This is a genomic window from Pseudomonas sp. J452 (assembly GCF_024666525.1).
GTDB lineage: Bacteria > Pseudomonadota > Gammaproteobacteria > Pseudomonadales > Pseudomonadaceae > Aquipseudomonas.
Genome location: NZ_CP088294.1, coordinates 542,191 through 559,039, shown reverse-complemented (window position 1 = coordinate 559,039; position 16,849 = coordinate 542,191). Strand labels below are relative to the sequence as shown.

Sequence of the window (16,849 nt, the reverse complement as noted above, 5' to 3'; positions counted from 1 at the left end):
GTCCATACGTCACCCTCGAGGTTGGCCGCAGCCCCGGCGGGCTTTATCATCGGCAGCCTTTCTGGGTTGGCTTCGAGGGTTGAGTGATGGTCAAGGTCGGTATCGTCGGCGGCACAGGCTACACCGGGGTAGAGTTGCTGCGCCTGCTGGCCCAGCATCCACAGGCTGAAGTGGCCGTCATCACCTCGCGCTCCGAGGCCGGGGTGAAGGTTGCCGACATGTACCCGAACCTGCGCGGCCACTACGACAACCTGGCCTTCAGTGTGCCGGACGTGGCCACCCTGGGTGCCTGTGACGTGGTGTTCTTCGCCACCCCGCATGGCGTGGCCCATGCCCTGGCGGGCGAGTTGCTCGACGCCGGCACCAAGGTGATCGACCTGTCCGCCGACTTCCGTCTGCAGGATGCCGAGGAGTGGGCGCACTGGTACGGCCAGCCCCATGGTGCGCCTGATCTGCTGCCCGAGGCGGTCTACGGCCTGCCGGAAGTCAATCGGGAAGCCATCAAGGGCGCGCGCCTGATCGCCGTCCCCGGCTGCTACCCGACGGCTACCCAGCTCGGTCTACTGCCACTGCTGGAAGCCAGCCTGGCCGATCCCAGCCGCCTGATCGCCAACTGCGCCTCCGGCGTCAGCGGCGCCGGGCGTGGCGCCAAGGTGGGCTCGCTGCTCTGCGAGACCAGCGAAAGCATGATGGCCTACTCGGTCAAGGGCCACCGGCATCTGCCGGAGATCAGTCAGGGCCTGCGCCGCGCCGCTGGCGGCCCGGTCGGCCTGACCTTCGTGCCGCACCTGGCGCCGATGATCCGCGGTATTCACGCCACCCTGTACGCGACGGTTGTCGATCGCGGCGTGGACCTGCAGGCGCTGTTCGAGAAGCGCTATGCCAACGAGCCTTTCGTCGACGTGATGCCGGCTGGCAGCCATCCGGAAACCCGCAGTGTGCGCGGTGCCAACGTCTGCCGTATCGCCGTGCACCGGCCGCAGGGGGGCGAACTGGTGGTGGTGCTGTCGGCCATCGACAACCTGGTCAAGGGCGCGTCCGGCCAGGCGGTGCAGAACCTGAACATTCTCTTCGGTCTGGATGAGCGTTTGGGGCTGGCCCATGCCGGGCTGATGCCCTGAGGGGCGCGGCACAATAATTGACCAATTTGCTCGGGTAAGCGGATAATCGCTGCCCAAGCAGTAGGTAACATGGCGCCTGGCGCCGGGAGAGTAACAAGATGAGCGTCGAGACCTTCACTCCAACCCCTCTGATCTTCACTCAGGGTGCGGCGAACAAGGTGAAGAGCCTGGTCGATGAAGAGGGCAACGAGCGCCTCAAGCTGCGCGTGTTTGTCACCGGTGGCGGTTGCTCGGGCTTCCAGTACGGCTTCACCTTCGATGAGGACGTGGCGGATGACGACACCATCGTCGAGCGCGAAGGCGTCAGCCTGGTAGTCGATCCGATGAGTTTCCAGTACCTGGTCGGCGCCGAAGTGGACTACCAGGAAGGCCTGGAAGGTTCGCGCTTCGTGATCAAGAACCCGAATGCCAGCACCACCTGCGGTTGCGGCTCGTCGTTCTCGATCTGAGTTCGCCGCCCAAGAAAAAGCCCGCAATCGCGGGCTTTTTTGTGCCTGCTGGTTTTTACGCCGGGTACCAGGCGCCCAGTACGCGCAGGCCCTTGGCTCCCGTCACGCTCGGGCGATTGCCGGGAATGCCTTCCAGGCAGCAGTGAGCCAGCCAGGCGAAGGCCATGGCCTCGATCCAGTCCGGTGCTACGCCGCGACTGGCCGTACTGGCCACGCGGGTGTCGGGCAGCAACTCCTGCAAGCGCGTCATCAGCGCACCATTATGTGCGCCGCCACCGCAGACCAAAAGCTCCGTAGTGCCTTGTTGGGCGTGCTGCAGCGAGTCGACGATGCTGCGTGCGGTCAGTTCCAGCAGGGTGCGCTGTACATCGGCTGGTTCTATTGCAGGCAGGTGGCGCAGGTGCTGCTCCAGCCAGGGCAGATTGAACAGTTCGCGGCCAGTGCTTTTCGGCCCACGAGTCTGGAAGAAGGCATCGCCGAGCAGGGCGCTCAGCAGATCCTGATGGCAGCAGCCACTGGCCGCCCAGGCGCCATCGCGGTCGAAGGTCTGGTTCTGATGCTGCTGGATCCAGGCATCCATCAGCGCATTGCCTGGGCCGCAGTCGAAGCCGTGTACGGGCTGATCCTGGCCCATCAGGCTGAGGTTGCTGAAGCCACCGACATTGAGCACGGCGAGGCGCTGTGTGCCGTCATCAAACAGGGCTTCGTGAAAGGCCGGCACCAGGGGCGCGCCCTGGCCGCCAGCGGCTACATCGCGGCGGCGGAAGTCGCTGACCACGTCGATGCCCGTCAGCTCGGCAAGCAGTGCCGGGTTGCCAATCTGGATGGTGAAACCGCGTGCCGGCTCATGACGCACGGTCTGGCCGTGACTGCCGATGGCGCGGATATCGCTGGGGTTCAGCTTTTCGGCGGCCAGCAGGCTGGCGATGCCTTGGGCGGCCAGGCTGGCCCAGCGGTTCTCCGCTTCGGCGGCACGGGCCAGTTCGTCCGGGCCGGGGGCGCAGAGGGCAAGCAGCTCACTGCGCAGTTCGGTCGGCATGGGGATGTAGTGGGTGGCGAGCAGGTTGGGGCGTTGATCCTGCTCGATCAGGGCGATGTCCAGTCCGTCGAGACTGGTTCCGGACATCACCCCCAGGTAGCGCGGCATCGGCTTAGCGCTTGTTCTGGGCCAGGAGTGTGGACTTTTCCTGGTCCATACGAGCCATCAGCGGCTTGCTCAGCTGCATGAAGCGCTGCTTCTCGTTGCGTGCAATCGGGTCTGCCATCGGCAGCTTCTGGCTCAGCGGGTCGACATGGCGGCCGTTGACCTGGAACTCGTAGTGCAGGTGCGGGCCGGTCGACAGGCCAGTGGTGCCGATATAACCGATGATCTGCCCCTGCTTCACGCTACCGCCGGTGCGCACGCCCTTGGCGAAGCCCTGCATGTGCGCATAAAGGGTGCGGAAGCTGTTGCCGTGCTGGATTACCACTGCATTGCCGTAGCCGCCCTTGCGTCCGGCCAGCAGCACTTTGCCATCGCCAGCAGCCTTGATTGGTGTGCCGCGTGGCGCAGCATAATCCACGCCCTTGTGCGCGCGGATCTTGTTCAGGATCGGATGCCGGCGGCCCATGGAGAACTTCGAGCTGATGCGGGCGAAGTCCACCGGGGTACGGATGAACGCCTTGCGCATGCTGTTGCCGTCGGCGTTGTAGTAGCTGGTCACGCCTTGCTTGCTGGTGTAGCGCACCGCGGTGTAGGTCTTGCCACGGTTGGTGAAGCGGGCTGCAAGGATGTTGCCGTTGCCGACCTGCTTGTTATTCACCACGTGCTCTTCGTAGATGACTTCGAACTCGTCGCCTTCGCGGATATCCAGGGCGAAGTCGATGTCGTAGCCGAACACATTGGCCAGGTCCATGGTCAGGCTATGCGACAGGCCGGCGCGTTTGGCAGAGAGGAACAACGAGCTGTTGATCACGCCATGGGAGTAGGTGGTGCGCACGTCTGGTTTGACCAGGTCGCGCTTGAAGCTGTAGCCCTTGTCCGTGCGGCTCAGGGCAATGCTTTCCAGGTCGCTGAGCTTGCTGCGTACAGACTCCAGCTTGCCATCTGCGGTCAGCTTGAAATCCAGTACTTGACCAATCCGGAGGCGGCTGAGTTTCTTGGCGTCTTTGCTGCTGCTCAGGGCTTCGTGCAGGTCGTTGGCACTCAAGCCTACCTGGGCAAAAACCGTGGACAAGGTATCGCCATTGCCGACGGTTACGGTCTTTTGCAGTGGATCGGAGGGAGGAGAGAGTTGGCTTGTCTGGCTTTTCTGCTTCGCACCATCCTCGGTGCTGCTTTTTTCGGTCAGGCTGGCGCTATTAAATGGAGAGTCGCCTTGATTGCCTGTCGACAGGCCTGGTCGAAGATCATCCTTTTCCTGCAGCAGTTGCTCGGAGCCATTTTCCAGCTCGAGATTCAAATAGGTCTTCTTCGCCTCGACTTCGCGCGACGGGAACACCAGCAAGGCCAGGCTCAGCAGCGCAGCTACACCGCTGGCAGCCAGCAGGTGGCTCCTCGGGTAGGGCGGGGCTTTGGGTACAGAATGCGTCATGGCTAAGGGTGTTTCTTGGAAGAATGCATTAACTGACTAAAATATAATCAAATTTCTCTATAGGCAACCCTGCAGGCGTTGCATCGGCCCAGTGGCATGCCCCCGCCGCAGAGCTTGTAATTGGTCAGTGATCTTGTATGGTTGGTTCCCTTTTGTTTTTGAGTGGCGACGAGTCCTGTCATGAAGTCGGTTGAAGAGCAGCTGGCGCTGATCAAGCGCGGTGCGGAAGAGGTTCTGGTCGAAGCGGAACTGGTTGAGAAGCTCAAGCGTGGTCAGCCGCTGCGGATCAAGGCCGGTTTCGATCCTACGGCGCCGGATCTGCACCTGGGGCATACCGTGCTTATTAATAAGCTGCGTCAGTTCCAGGAGCTGGGGCATCAGGTGATCTTCCTGATCGGCGACTTCACCGGGATGATCGGTGACCCTAGCGGCAAGAGCGCTACCCGGCCGCCGCTGACTCGCGAGCAGGTGCTGGAGAACGCCGAGACCTATAAAACTCAGGTGTTCAAAATCCTCGATCCGGCGAAGACCGAAGTGGCTTTCAACTCCACCTGGATGGACAAGATGGGGCCGGCCGATTTCATTCGCCTGACCTCGCAATACACCGTGGCACGTATGCTCGAGCGTGATGACTTCGATAAGCGCTACAGCAGCAATCAGCCGATCGCCATCCATGAGTTCCTCTATCCGCTGGTGCAGGGTTATGACTCGGTGGCGCTGCGCGCTGATGTCGAGCTGGGCGGTACCGATCAGAAGTTCAACCTGCTGATGGGGCGCGAGCTTCAGCGTGCCTACGGCCAGGAGTCGCAGTGCATCGTCACCATGCCGCTGCTCGAAGGGCTGGATGGCGTCAAGAAGATGTCCAAGTCGCTGGGCAACTATATAGGTATCCAGGAAGCGCCAGGCGTCATGTACAACAAGCTGGTGTCGATGCCCGATGCGCTGATGTGGCGCTACTTCGAGCTGCTCAGCTTCCGCTCCATGGGGGAGATCGAGCAGTTCAGGGTGGATATAGAGAAGGGCGCCAATCCGCGCGATATCAAGATCAAGCTGGCTGAAGAGCTGGTCGCGCGTTTCCATGGCGAGGAGGCTGCTGCCACTGCGCACCGTTCTGCGGGTAACCGGATGAAGAATGGTGAGCTGCCGGAAGATCTGCCAGAGGTCGAACTGCTGGCGGCTGAAGATATGCCGATCTCTTCCGTCCTTAATAAGGCAAGCTTGGTGAAGAATGCCGCTGGCGCACGTGATCTGCTGGGCTCTGGTGGTGTGAAGGTAGATGGCGAGGTGGTTGATCGCGCCTTTATCTTCAAACTGGGTTCGACCCATGTCTGCCAGGCTGGCAAGAAGGCCTTTGCACGTATCTCGCTGAAAGCTGAATAAAAGTTTCAGAAAGGCGTTGACGGCGAAATCTGCGGGCCTATAATGCGCACCTCTTCCGGCGCAGCCTGATCTGAAAACTCCTTGCTAAACAAGAAGTTAGATGAAAATAAAGGTTGCGGCGGTGGCGGATTCGAGTAGAATGCGCCGGGCTGACAGGGTGGTGGTTTGATCCTGTTAGTGCTTTGGTTCGAAAGAGCTGAAGAAGCTTGAAAGAGGTGGTTGACAGCGAGTTTGAACGCTGTAGAATTCGCCTCCCGCTGATGTGAAGCGAAAGCAGATCGGAAGCGCAAGCGGTTGAGAAGAAACGAAAAATTCTTCGAAACTGGTTGACAGAAAGAAAGGCTGCTGTAGAATGCGCGGCCTCGGTTGAGACGAAAGACTTAATCGAAACGCTCTTTAACAACTTGAATCAAGCAATTCGTGTGGGTGCTTGTGGAGTAAGACTGTTAGTCGCAAGATTATCAGCAACACAAGTAACTCTTCGTGAATTCAAAGAGTTTATTTGCGATTGCTGAGCCAAGTTTAGGGTTTTCTCAAAACCCAAGCAGTATTGAACTGAAGAGTTTGATCATGGCTCAGATTGAACGCTGGCGGCAGGCCTAACACATGCAAGTCGAGCGGTAGAGAGGTGCTTGCATCTCTTGAGAGCGGCGGACGGGTGAGTAATGCCTAGGAATCTGCCTAGTGGTGGGGGATAACGTTCGGAAACGGACGCTAATACCGCATACGTCCTACGGGAGAAAGCGGGGGATCTTCGGACCTCGCGCCATTAGATGAGCCTAGGTCGGATTAGCTAGTTGGTGAGGTAAAGGCTCACCAAGGCGACGATCCGTAACTGGTCTGAGAGGATGATCAGTCACACTGGAACTGAGACACGGTCCAGACTCCTACGGGAGGCAGCAGTGGGGAATATTGGACAATGGGCGAAAGCCTGATCCAGCCATGCCGCGTGTGTGAAGAAGGTCTTCGGATTGTAAAGCACTTTAAGTTGGGAGGAAGGGTAGTAACCTAATACGTTGCTACTTTGACGTTACCGACAGAATAAGCACCGGCTAACTTCGTGCCAGCAGCCGCGGTAATACGAAGGGTGCAAGCGTTAATCGGAATTACTGGGCGTAAAGCGCGCGTAGGTGGTTCAGCAAGTTGGATGTGAAAGCCCTGGGCTCAACCTGGGAACTGCATCCAAAACTACTGAGCTAGAGTACGGTAGAGGGTAGTGGAATTTCCTGTGTAGCGGTGAAATGCGTAGATATAGGAAGGAACACCAGTGGCGAAGGCGACTACCTGGACTGATACTGACACTGAGGTGCGAAAGCGTGGGGAGCAAACAGGATTAGATACCCTGGTAGTCCACGCCGTAAACGATGTCGACTAGCCGTTGGGATCCTTGAGATCTTAGTGGCGCAGCTAACGCATTAAGTCGACCGCCTGGGGAGTACGGCCGCAAGGTTAAAACTCAAATGAATTGACGGGGGCCCGCACAAGCGGTGGAGCATGTGGTTTAATTCGAAGCAACGCGAAGAACCTTACCTGGCCTTGACATGCTGAGAACTTTCTAGAGATAGATTGGTGCCTTCGGGAACTCAGACACAGGTGCTGCATGGCTGTCGTCAGCTCGTGTCGTGAGATGTTGGGTTAAGTCCCGTAACGAGCGCAACCCTTGTCCTTAGTTACCAGCACGTTATGGTGGGCACTCTAAGGAGACTGCCGGTGACAAACCGGAGGAAGGTGGGGATGACGTCAAGTCATCATGGCCCTTACGGCCAGGGCTACACACGTGCTACAATGGTCGGTACAAAGGGTTGCCAAGCCGCGAGGTGGAGCTAATCCCATAAAACCGATCGTAGTCCGGATCGCAGTCTGCAACTCGACTGCGTGAAGTCGGAATCGCTAGTAATCGTGAATCAGAATGTCACGGTGAATACGTTCCCGGGCCTTGTACACACCGCCCGTCACACCATGGGAGTGGGTTGCTCCAGAAGTAGCTAGTCTAACCGCAAGGGGGACGGTTACCACGGAGTGATTCATGACTGGGGTGAAGTCGTAACAAGGTAGCCGTAGGGGAACCTGCGGCTGGATCACCTCCTTAATCGAAGACTTCAGCTTCTTCATAAGTTCCCACACGAATTGCTTGATTCACTTGCGAAAAGCGATTGGGTTATTACCCGAGAGTAAGACGATTGGGTCTGTAGCTCAGTTGGTTAGAGCGCACCCCTGATAAGGGTGAGGTCGGCAGTTCGAATCTGCCCAGACCCACCAATTGTCAAGGGATGTGGCCAGTCCGTAGATGGGGCCATAGCTCAGCTGGGAGAGCGCCTGCCTTGCACGCAGGAGGTCAGGAGTTCGATCCTCCTTGGCTCCACCATTAACTCTTGAATCGCTGAAAGCTTAGAATTGAATGCTTATGTATGAAGCATTGAATTCTGGTCTTTGCGCCAGAACTGTTCTTTAAAAATTTGGGTATGTGATAGAAGTAGACCGATGTGTTGCTTTCACTGGCAGCATATCGAGTCAAGGTAAAATTTGCGTGTTCTCTATGCAAATTTTCGGCGAATGTCGTCTTCACGTTTGAGACAGTAACCAGATTGCTTGGGGTTATATGGTCAAGTGAAGAAGCGCATACGGTGGATGCCTTGGCAGTCAGAGGCGATGAAAGACGTGGTAGCCTGCGAAAAGCTTCGGGGAGGTGGCAAACAACCTTTGATCCGGAGATGTCTGAATGGGGGAACCCAGCCATCATAAGATGGTTATCTTGTACTGAATACATAGGTGCAAGAGGCGAACCAGGGGAACTGAAACATCTAAGTACCCTGAGGAAAAGAAATCAACCGAGATTCCCTTAGTAGTGGCGAGCGAACGGGGATTAGCCCTTAAGTGGCTTTGAGATTAGCGGAACGCTCTGGAAAGTGCGGCCATAGTGGGTGATAGCCCTGTACGCGAAAATCTCTTAGTCATGAAATCGAGTAGGACGGAGCACGAGAAACTTTGTCTGAATATGGGGGGACCATCCTCCAAGGCTAAATACTACTGACTGACCGATAGTGAACTAGTACCGTGAGGGAAAGGCGAAAAGAACCCCGGAGAGGGGAGTGAAATAGATCCTGAAACCGTATGCGTACAAGCAGTGGGAGCCCACTTTGTTGGGTGACTGCGTACCTTTTGTATAATGGGTCAGCGACTTATATTCAGTGGCAAGCTTAACCGAATAGGGGAGGCGTAGCGAAAGCGAGTCTTAATAGGGCGTTTAGTCGCTGGGTATAGACCCGAAACCGGGCGATCTATCCATGGGCAGGTTGAAGGTTGGGTAACACTAACTGGAGGACCGAACCGACTACCGTTGAAAAGTTAGCGGATGACCTGTGGATCGGAGTGAAAGGCTAATCAAGCTCGGAGATAGCTGGTTCTCCTCGAAAGCTATTTAGGTAGCGCCTCATGTATCACTGTAGGGGGTAGAGCACTGTTTCGGCTAGGGGGTCATCCCGACTTACCAAACCGATGCAAACTCCGAATACCTACAAGTGCCGAGCATGGGAGACACACGGCGGGTGCTAACGTCCGTCGTGAAAAGGGAAACAACCCAGACCGTCAGCTAAGGTCCCAAAGTTATGGTTAAGTGGGAAACGATGTGGGAAGGCTTAGACAGCTAGGAGGTTGGCTTAGAAGCAGCCACCCTTTAAAGAAAGCGTAATAGCTCACTAGTCGAGTCGGCCTGCGCGGAAGATGTAACGGGGCTCAAACCATACACCGAAGCTACGGGTATCACTTAGGTGATGCGGTAGAGGAGCGTTCTGTAAGCCTGTGAAGGTGAGTTGAGAAGCTTGCTGGAGGTATCAGAAGTGCGAATGCTGACATGAGTAACGACAATGCGAGTGAAAAACTCGCACGCCGAAAGACCAAGGTTTCCTGCGCAACGTTAATCGACGCAGGGTTAGTCGGTCCCTAAGGCGAGGCAGAAATGCGTAGTCGATGGGAAACAGGTTAATATTCCTGTACTTCTAGTTACTGCGATGGAGGGACGGAGAAGGCTAGGCCAGCTTGGCGTTGGTTGTCCAAGTTTAAGGTGGTAGGCAGAGTGCTTAGGTAAATCCGGGCGCTTAATGCTGAGAGCTGATGACGAGCGTTCTTTTAGAACGTGAAGTGGTTGATGCCATGCTTCCAGGAAAAGCTTCTAAGCTTCAGGTAACTAGGAACCGTACCCCAAACCGACACAGGTGGTTGGGTAGAGAATACCAAGGCGCTTGAGAGAACTCGGGTGAAGGAACTAGGCAAAATGGCACCGTAACTTCGGGAGAAGGTGCGCCGGTGAGGGTGAAGCATTTACTGCGTAAGCTCATGCCGGTCGAAGATACCAGGCCGCTGCGACTGTTTATTAAAAACACAGCACTCTGCAAACACGAAAGTGGACGTATAGGGTGTGACGCCTGCCCGGTGCCGGAAGGTTAATTGATGGGGTTAGCGCAAGCGAAGCTCTTGATCGAAGCCCCGGTAAACGGCGGCCGTAACTATAACGGTCCTAAGGTAGCGAAATTCCTTGTCGGGTAAGTTCCGACCTGCACGAATGGCGTAACGATGGCGGCGCTGTCTCCACCCGAGACTCAGTGAAATTGAAATCGCTGTGAAGATGCAGTGTATCCGCGGCTAGACGGAAAGACCCCGTGAACCTTTACTATAGCTTTGCACTGGACTTTGAATTTGCTTGTGTAGGATAGGTGGGAGGCTTTGAAGCGTGGACGCCAGTTCGCGTGGAGCCAATCTTGAAATACCACCCTGGCAACTTTGAGGTTCTAACTCTGGTCCGTTATCCGGATCGAGGACAGTGTATGGTGGGTAGTTTGACTGGGGCGGTCTCCTCCTAAAGAGTAACGGAGGAGTACGAAGGTGCGCTCAGACCGGTCGGAAATCGGTCGTAGAGTATAAAGGCAAAAGCGCGCTTGACTGCGAGACAGACACGTCGAGCAGGTACGAAAGTAGGTCTTAGTGATCCGGTGGTTCTGTATGGAAGGGCCATCGCTCAACGGATAAAAGGTACTCCGGGGATAACAGGCTGATACCGCCCAAGAGTTCATATCGACGGCGGTGTTTGGCACCTCGATGTCGGCTCATCACATCCTGGGGCTGAAGCCGGTCCCAAGGGTATGGCTGTTCGCCATTTAAAGTGGTACGCGAGCTGGGTTTAGAACGTCGTGAGACAGTTCGGTCCCTATCTGCCGTGGACGTTTGAGATTTGAGAGGGGCTGCTCCTAGTACGAGAGGACCGGAGTGGACGAACCTCTGGTGTTCCGGTTGTCACGCCAGTGGCATTGCCGGGTAGCTATGTTCGGAAAAGATAACCGCTGAAAGCATCTAAGCGGGAAACTTGCCTCAAGATGAGATCTCACTGGAGCCTTGAGCTCCCTAAAGGGCCGTCGAAGACTACGACGTTGATAGGTTGGGTGTGTAAGCGCTGTGAGGCGTTGAGCTAACCAATACTAATTGCCCGTGAGGCTTGACCATATAACACCCAAACAATTTGCTGTTTGTGTGTCTCGACAGAAGTCGACAAACCGAAAATTTGCCTGAACACGCACTACCAACTGATATCACATACCCAATTAGCTGTAGCGACTAAACACCGAGACAGCAACCGAATTGCTTGACGACCATAGAGCGTTGGAACCACCTGATCCCATCCCGAACTCAGTAGTGAAACGACGCATCGCCGATGGTAGTGTGGGGCTTCCCCATGTGAGAGTAGGTCATCGTCAAGCTCCTATCCGGAAACCCCGTTCTTTTACGAGAACGGGGTTTTCCTTTTTATGTAACCCTGGTGTTTTTGGGGTTGGCTAAATCGGAATTAACTTCCAAGAAGCCTAAGTAGTTGAGAAGAAACGAAAAATTCTTCGAAACTGGTTGACAGAAAGAAAGGCTGCTGTAGAATGCGCGGCCTCGGTTGAGACGAAAGACTTAATCGAAACGCTCTTTAACAACTTGAATCAAGCAATTCGTGTGGGTGCTTGTGGAGTAAGACTGTTAGTCGCAAGATTATCAGCAACACAAGTAACTCTTCGTGAATTCAAAGAGTTTATTTGCGATTGCTGAGCCAAGTTTAGGGTTTTCTCAAAACCCAAGCAGTATTGAACTGAAGAGTTTGATCATGGCTCAGATTGAACGCTGGCGGCAGGCCTAACACATGCAAGTCGAGCGGTAGAGAGGTGCTTGCATCTCTTGAGAGCGGCGGACGGGTGAGTAATGCCTAGGAATCTGCCTAGTGGTGGGGGATAACGTTCGGAAACGGACGCTAATACCGCATACGTCCTACGGGAGAAAGCGGGGGATCTTCGGACCTCGCGCCATTAGATGAGCCTAGGTCGGATTAGCTAGTTGGTGAGGTAAAGGCTCACCAAGGCGACGATCCGTAACTGGTCTGAGAGGATGATCAGTCACACTGGAACTGAGACACGGTCCAGACTCCTACGGGAGGCAGCAGTGGGGAATATTGGACAATGGGCGAAAGCCTGATCCAGCCATGCCGCGTGTGTGAAGAAGGTCTTCGGATTGTAAAGCACTTTAAGTTGGGAGGAAGGGTAGTAACCTAATACGTTGCTACTTTGACGTTACCGACAGAATAAGCACCGGCTAACTTCGTGCCAGCAGCCGCGGTAATACGAAGGGTGCAAGCGTTAATCGGAATTACTGGGCGTAAAGCGCGCGTAGGTGGTTCAGCAAGTTGGATGTGAAAGCCCTGGGCTCAACCTGGGAACTGCATCCAAAACTACTGAGCTAGAGTACGGTAGAGGGTAGTGGAATTTCCTGTGTAGCGGTGAAATGCGTAGATATAGGAAGGAACACCAGTGGCGAAGGCGACTACCTGGACTGATACTGACACTGAGGTGCGAAAGCGTGGGGAGCAAACAGGATTAGATACCCTGGTAGTCCACGCCGTAAACGATGTCGACTAGCCGTTGGGATCCTTGAGATCTTAGTGGCGCAGCTAACGCATTAAGTCGACCGCCTGGGGAGTACGGCCGCAAGGTTAAAACTCAAATGAATTGACGGGGGCCCGCACAAGCGGTGGAGCATGTGGTTTAATTCGAAGCAACGCGAAGAACCTTACCTGGCCTTGACATGCTGAGAACTTTCTAGAGATAGATTGGTGCCTTCGGGAACTCAGACACAGGTGCTGCATGGCTGTCGTCAGCTCGTGTCGTGAGATGTTGGGTTAAGTCCCGTAACGAGCGCAACCCTTGTCCTTAGTTACCAGCACGTTATGGTGGGCACTCTAAGGAGACTGCCGGTGACAAACCGGAGGAAGGTGGGGATGACGTCAAGTCATCATGGCCCTTACGGCCAGGGCTACACACGTGCTACAATGGTCGGTACAAAGGGTTGCCAAGCCGCGAGGTGGAGCTAATCCCATAAAACCGATCGTAGTCCGGATCGCAGTCTGCAACTCGACTGCGTGAAGTCGGAATCGCTAGTAATCGTGAATCAGAATGTCACGGTGAATACGTTCCCGGGCCTTGTACACACCGCCCGTCACACCATGGGAGTGGGTTGCTCCAGAAGTAGCTAGTCTAACCGCAAGGGGGACGGTTACCACGGAGTGATTCATGACTGGGGTGAAGTCGTAACAAGGTAGCCGTAGGGGAACCTGCGGCTGGATCACCTCCTTAATCGAAGACTTCAGCTTCTTCATAAGTTCCCACACGAATTGCTTGATTCACTTGCGAAAAGCGATTGGGTTATTACCCGAGAGTAAGACGATTGGGTCTGTAGCTCAGTTGGTTAGAGCGCACCCCTGATAAGGGTGAGGTCGGCAGTTCGAATCTGCCCAGACCCACCAATTGTCAAGGGATGTGGCCAGTCCGTAGATGGGGCCATAGCTCAGCTGGGAGAGCGCCTGCCTTGCACGCAGGAGGTCAGGAGTTCGATCCTCCTTGGCTCCACCATTAACTCTTGAATCGCTGAAAGCTTAGAATTGAATGCTTATGTATGAAGCATTGAATTCTGGTCTTTGCGCCAGAACTGTTCTTTAAAAATTTGGGTATGTGATAGAAGTAGACCGATGTGTTGCTTTCACTGGCAGCATATCGAGTCAAGGTAAAATTTGCGTGTTCTCTATGCAAATTTTCGGCGAATGTCGTCTTCACGTTTGAGACAGTAACCAGATTGCTTGGGGTTATATGGTCAAGTGAAGAAGCGCATACGGTGGATGCCTTGGCAGTCAGAGGCGATGAAAGACGTGGTAGCCTGCGAAAAGCTTCGGGGAGGTGGCAAACAACCTTTGATCCGGAGATGTCTGAATGGGGGAACCCAGCCATCATAAGATGGTTATCTTGTACTGAATACATAGGTGCAAGAGGCGAACCAGGGGAACTGAAACATCTAAGTACCCTGAGGAAAAGAAATCAACCGAGATTCCCTTAGTAGTGGCGAGCGAACGGGGATTAGCCCTTAAGTGGCTTTGAGATTAGCGGAACGCTCTGGAAAGTGCGGCCATAGTGGGTGATAGCCCTGTACGCGAAAATCTCTTAGTCATGAAATCGAGTAGGACGGAGCACGAGAAACTTTGTCTGAATATGGGGGGACCATCCTCCAAGGCTAAATACTACTGACTGACCGATAGTGAACTAGTACCGTGAGGGAAAGGCGAAAAGAACCCCGGAGAGGGGAGTGAAATAGATCCTGAAACCGTATGCGTACAAGCAGTGGGAGCCCACTTTGTTGGGTGACTGCGTACCTTTTGTATAATGGGTCAGCGACTTATATTCAGTGGCAAGCTTAACCGAATAGGGGAGGCGTAGCGAAAGCGAGTCTTAATAGGGCGTTTAGTCGCTGGGTATAGACCCGAAACCGGGCGATCTATCCATGGGCAGGTTGAAGGTTGGGTAACACTAACTGGAGGACCGAACCGACTACCGTTGAAAAGTTAGCGGATGACCTGTGGATCGGAGTGAAAGGCTAATCAAGCTCGGAGATAGCTGGTTCTCCTCGAAAGCTATTTAGGTAGCGCCTCATGTATCACTGTAGGGGGTAGAGCACTGTTTCGGCTAGGGGGTCATCCCGACTTACCAAACCGATGCAAACTCCGAATACCTACAAGTGCCGAGCATGGGAGACACACGGCGGGTGCTAACGTCCGTCGTGAAAAGGGAAACAACCCAGACCGTCAGCTAAGGTCCCAAAGTTATGGTTAAGTGGGAAACGATGTGGGAAGGCTTAGACAGCTAGGAGGTTGGCTTAGAAGCAGCCACCCTTTAAAGAAAGCGTAATAGCTCACTAGTCGAGTCGGCCTGCGCGGAAGATGTAACGGGGCTCAAACCATACACCGAAGCTACGGGTATCACTTAGGTGATGCGGTAGAGGAGCGTTCTGTAAGCCTGTGAAGGTGAGTTGAGAAGCTTGCTGGAGGTATCAGAAGTGCGAATGCTGACATGAGTAACGACAATGCGAGTGAAAAACTCGCACGCCGAAAGACCAAGGTTTCCTGCGCAACGTTAATCGACGCAGGGTTAGTCGGTCCCTAAGGCGAGGCAGAAATGCGTAGTCGATGGGAAACAGGTTAATATTCCTGTACTTCTAGTTACTGCGATGGAGGGACGGAGAAGGCTAGGCCAGCTTGGCGTTGGTTGTCCAAGTTTAAGGTGGTAGGCAGAGTGCTTAGGTAAATCCGGGCGCTTAATGCTGAGAGCTGATGACGAGCGTTCTTTTAGAACGTGAAGTGGTTGATGCCATGCTTCCAGGAAAAGCTTCTAAGCTTCAGGTAACTAGGAACCGTACCCCAAACCGACACAGGTGGTTGGGTAGAGAATACCAAGGCGCTTGAGAGAACTCGGGTGAAGGAACTAGGCAAAATGGCACCGTAACTTCGGGAGAAGGTGCGCCGGTGAGGGTGAAGCATTTACTGCGTAAGCTCATGCCGGTCGAAGATACCAGGCCGCTGCGACTGTTTATTAAAAACACAGCACTCTGCAAACACGAAAGTGGACGTATAGGGTGTGACGCCTGCCCGGTGCCGGAAGGTTAATTGATGGGGTTAGCGCAAGCGAAGCTCTTGATCGAAGCCCCGGTAAACGGCGGCCGTAACTATAACGGTCCTAAGGTAGCGAAATTCCTTGTCGGGTAAGTTCCGACCTGCACGAATGGCGTAACGATGGCGGCGCTGTCTCCACCCGAGACTCAGTGAAATTGAAATCGCTGTGAAGATGCAGTGTATCCGCGGCTAGACGGAAAGACCCCGTGAACCTTTACTATAGCTTTGCACTGGACTTTGAATTTGCTTGTGTAGGATAGGTGGGAGGCTTTGAAGCGTGGACGCCAGTTCGCGTGGAGCCAATCTTGAAATACCACCCTGGCAACTTTGAGGTTCTAACTCTGGTCCGTTATCCGGATCGAGGACAGTGTATGGTGGGTAGTTTGACTGGGGCGGTCTCCTCCTAAAGAGTAACGGAGGAGTACGAAGGTGCGCTCAGACCGGTCGGAAATCGGTCGTAGAGTATAAAGGCAAAAGCGCGCTTGACTGCGAGACAGACACGTCGAGCAGGTACGAAAGTAGGTCTTAGTGATCCGGTGGTTCTGTATGGAAGGGCCATCGCTCAACGGATAAAAGGTACTCCGGGGATAACAGGCTGATACCGCCCAAGAGTTCATATCGACGGCGGTGTTTGGCACCTCGATGTCGGCTCATCACATCCTGGGGCTGAAGCCGGTCCCAAGGGTATGGCTGTTCGCCATTTAAAGTGGTACGCGAGCTGGGTTTAGAACGTCGTGAGACAGTTCGGTCCCTATCTGCCGTGGACGTTTGAGATTTGAGAGGGGCTGCTCCTAGTACGAGAGGACCGGAGTGGACGAACCTCTGGTGTTCCGGTTGTCACGCCAGTGGCATTGCCGGGTAGCTATGTTCGGAAAAGATAACCGCTGAAAGCATCTAAGCGGGAAACTTGCCTCAAGATGAGATCTCACTGGAGCCTTGAGCTCCCTAAAGGGCCGTCGAAGACTACGACGTTGATAGGTTGGGTGTGTAAGCGCTGTGAGGCGTTGAGCTAACCAATACTAATTGCCCGTGAGGCTTGACCATATAACACCCAAACAATTTGCTGTTTGTGTGTCTCGACAGAAGTCGACAAACCGAAAATTTGCCTGAACACGCACTACCAACTGATATCACATACCCAATTAGCTGTAGCGACTAAACACCGAGACAGCAACCGAATTGCTTGACGACCATAGAGCGTTGGAACCACCTGATCCCATCCCGAACTCAGTAGTGAAACGACGCATCGCCGATGGTAGTGTGGGGCTTCCCCATGTGAGAGTAGGTCATCGTCAAGCTCCTATCCCCAAACCC

General features: G+C 54.7%; 5 protein-coding genes, 4 tRNA genes and 6 rRNA genes. 13 read left to right on the top strand and 2 right to left on the bottom strand.

Annotation, left to right across the window (positions count from 1 at the left end):
* Positions 1-86 precede the first annotated feature (86 nt).
* Both argC and erpA read left to right on the top strand, forming a co-directional pair.
* A complete protein-coding gene (gene argC / locus LRS11_RS02620; RefSeq protein ID WP_260495378.1) occupies positions 87-1,121 on the top strand; it encodes an N-acetyl-gamma-glutamyl-phosphate reductase in 1,035 nt (344 codons plus the stop codon).
* A 98-nt stretch (positions 1,122-1,219) separates the two neighbouring features.
* The gene (gene erpA / locus LRS11_RS02615) at positions 1,220-1,570 is read left to right on the top strand and encodes an iron-sulfur cluster insertion protein ErpA (protein ID WP_260495377.1); all 351 of its coding nucleotides are present in this window, start codon (positions 1,220-1,222) and stop codon (positions 1,568-1,570) included.
* Positions 1,571-1,625: 55 nt separating this feature from the next.
* On the opposite strand, the gene LRS11_RS02610 is transcribed toward erpA, so the two are convergent.
* Both LRS11_RS02610 and LRS11_RS02605 read right to left on the bottom strand, forming a co-directional pair.
* The gene (locus LRS11_RS02610; RefSeq protein WP_260495376.1) at positions 1,626-2,717 is read right to left on the bottom strand and encodes an anhydro-N-acetylmuramic acid kinase; all 1,092 of its coding nucleotides are present in this window, start codon (positions 2,715-2,717) and stop codon (positions 1,626-1,628) included.
* A 4-nt stretch (positions 2,718-2,721) separates the two neighbouring features.
* On the bottom strand, positions 2,722-4,143 hold the full coding sequence (locus LRS11_RS02605; RefSeq protein WP_260495375.1) for a peptidoglycan DD-metalloendopeptidase family protein: 1,422 nt from the start codon (positions 4,141-4,143) through the stop codon (positions 2,722-2,724).
* A 180-nt stretch (positions 4,144-4,323) separates the two neighbouring features.
* On the opposite strand from LRS11_RS02605, the gene tyrS reads away from it, so the two are divergent.
* From tyrS to rrf (LRS11_RS02550), 11 genes are all read left to right on the top strand, one after another.
* Positions 4,324-5,523: a tyrosine--tRNA ligase gene (gene tyrS, locus LRS11_RS02600; RefSeq protein ID WP_260495374.1), complete on the top strand. Its 1,200-nt coding sequence runs from the start codon at positions 4,324-4,326 to the stop codon at positions 5,521-5,523.
* A 552-nt stretch (positions 5,524-6,075) separates the two neighbouring features.
* A 16S ribosomal RNA gene (locus LRS11_RS02595) occupies positions 6,076-7,612 on the top strand.
* 93 nt (positions 7,613-7,705) lie between these two features.
* Positions 7,706-7,782 (top strand) — tRNA-Ile (locus LRS11_RS02590).
* A 30-nt stretch (positions 7,783-7,812) separates the two neighbouring features.
* Positions 7,813-7,888: transfer RNA gene (locus LRS11_RS02585), tRNA-Ala, on the top strand.
* Positions 7,889-8,124: 236 nt separating this feature from the next.
* Positions 8,125-11,016, top strand: a 23S ribosomal RNA gene (locus LRS11_RS02580).
* 138 nt (positions 11,017-11,154) lie between these two features.
* Positions 11,155-11,270, top strand: a 5S ribosomal RNA gene (rrf, locus tag LRS11_RS02575).
* Between the two features lie 368 nt (positions 11,271-11,638).
* Positions 11,639-13,175 (top strand): 16S ribosomal RNA (locus tag LRS11_RS02570).
* A 93-nt stretch (positions 13,176-13,268) separates the two neighbouring features.
* Positions 13,269-13,345, top strand: a tRNA-Ile gene (locus tag LRS11_RS02565).
* Positions 13,346-13,375: 30 nt separating this feature from the next.
* Positions 13,376-13,451: transfer RNA gene (locus tag LRS11_RS02560), tRNA-Ala, on the top strand.
* A gap of 236 nt (positions 13,452-13,687) precedes the next feature.
* Positions 13,688-16,579: ribosomal RNA gene (locus LRS11_RS02555) — 23S ribosomal RNA — on the top strand.
* A 138-nt stretch (positions 16,580-16,717) separates the two neighbouring features.
* Positions 16,718-16,833 (top strand): 5S ribosomal RNA (gene rrf, locus LRS11_RS02550).
* The 16S, 23S and 5S rRNA genes sit together here with 4 tRNA genes alongside, the layout of an rRNA operon.
* The last annotated feature ends 16 nt before the right edge of the window (positions 16,834-16,849 follow it).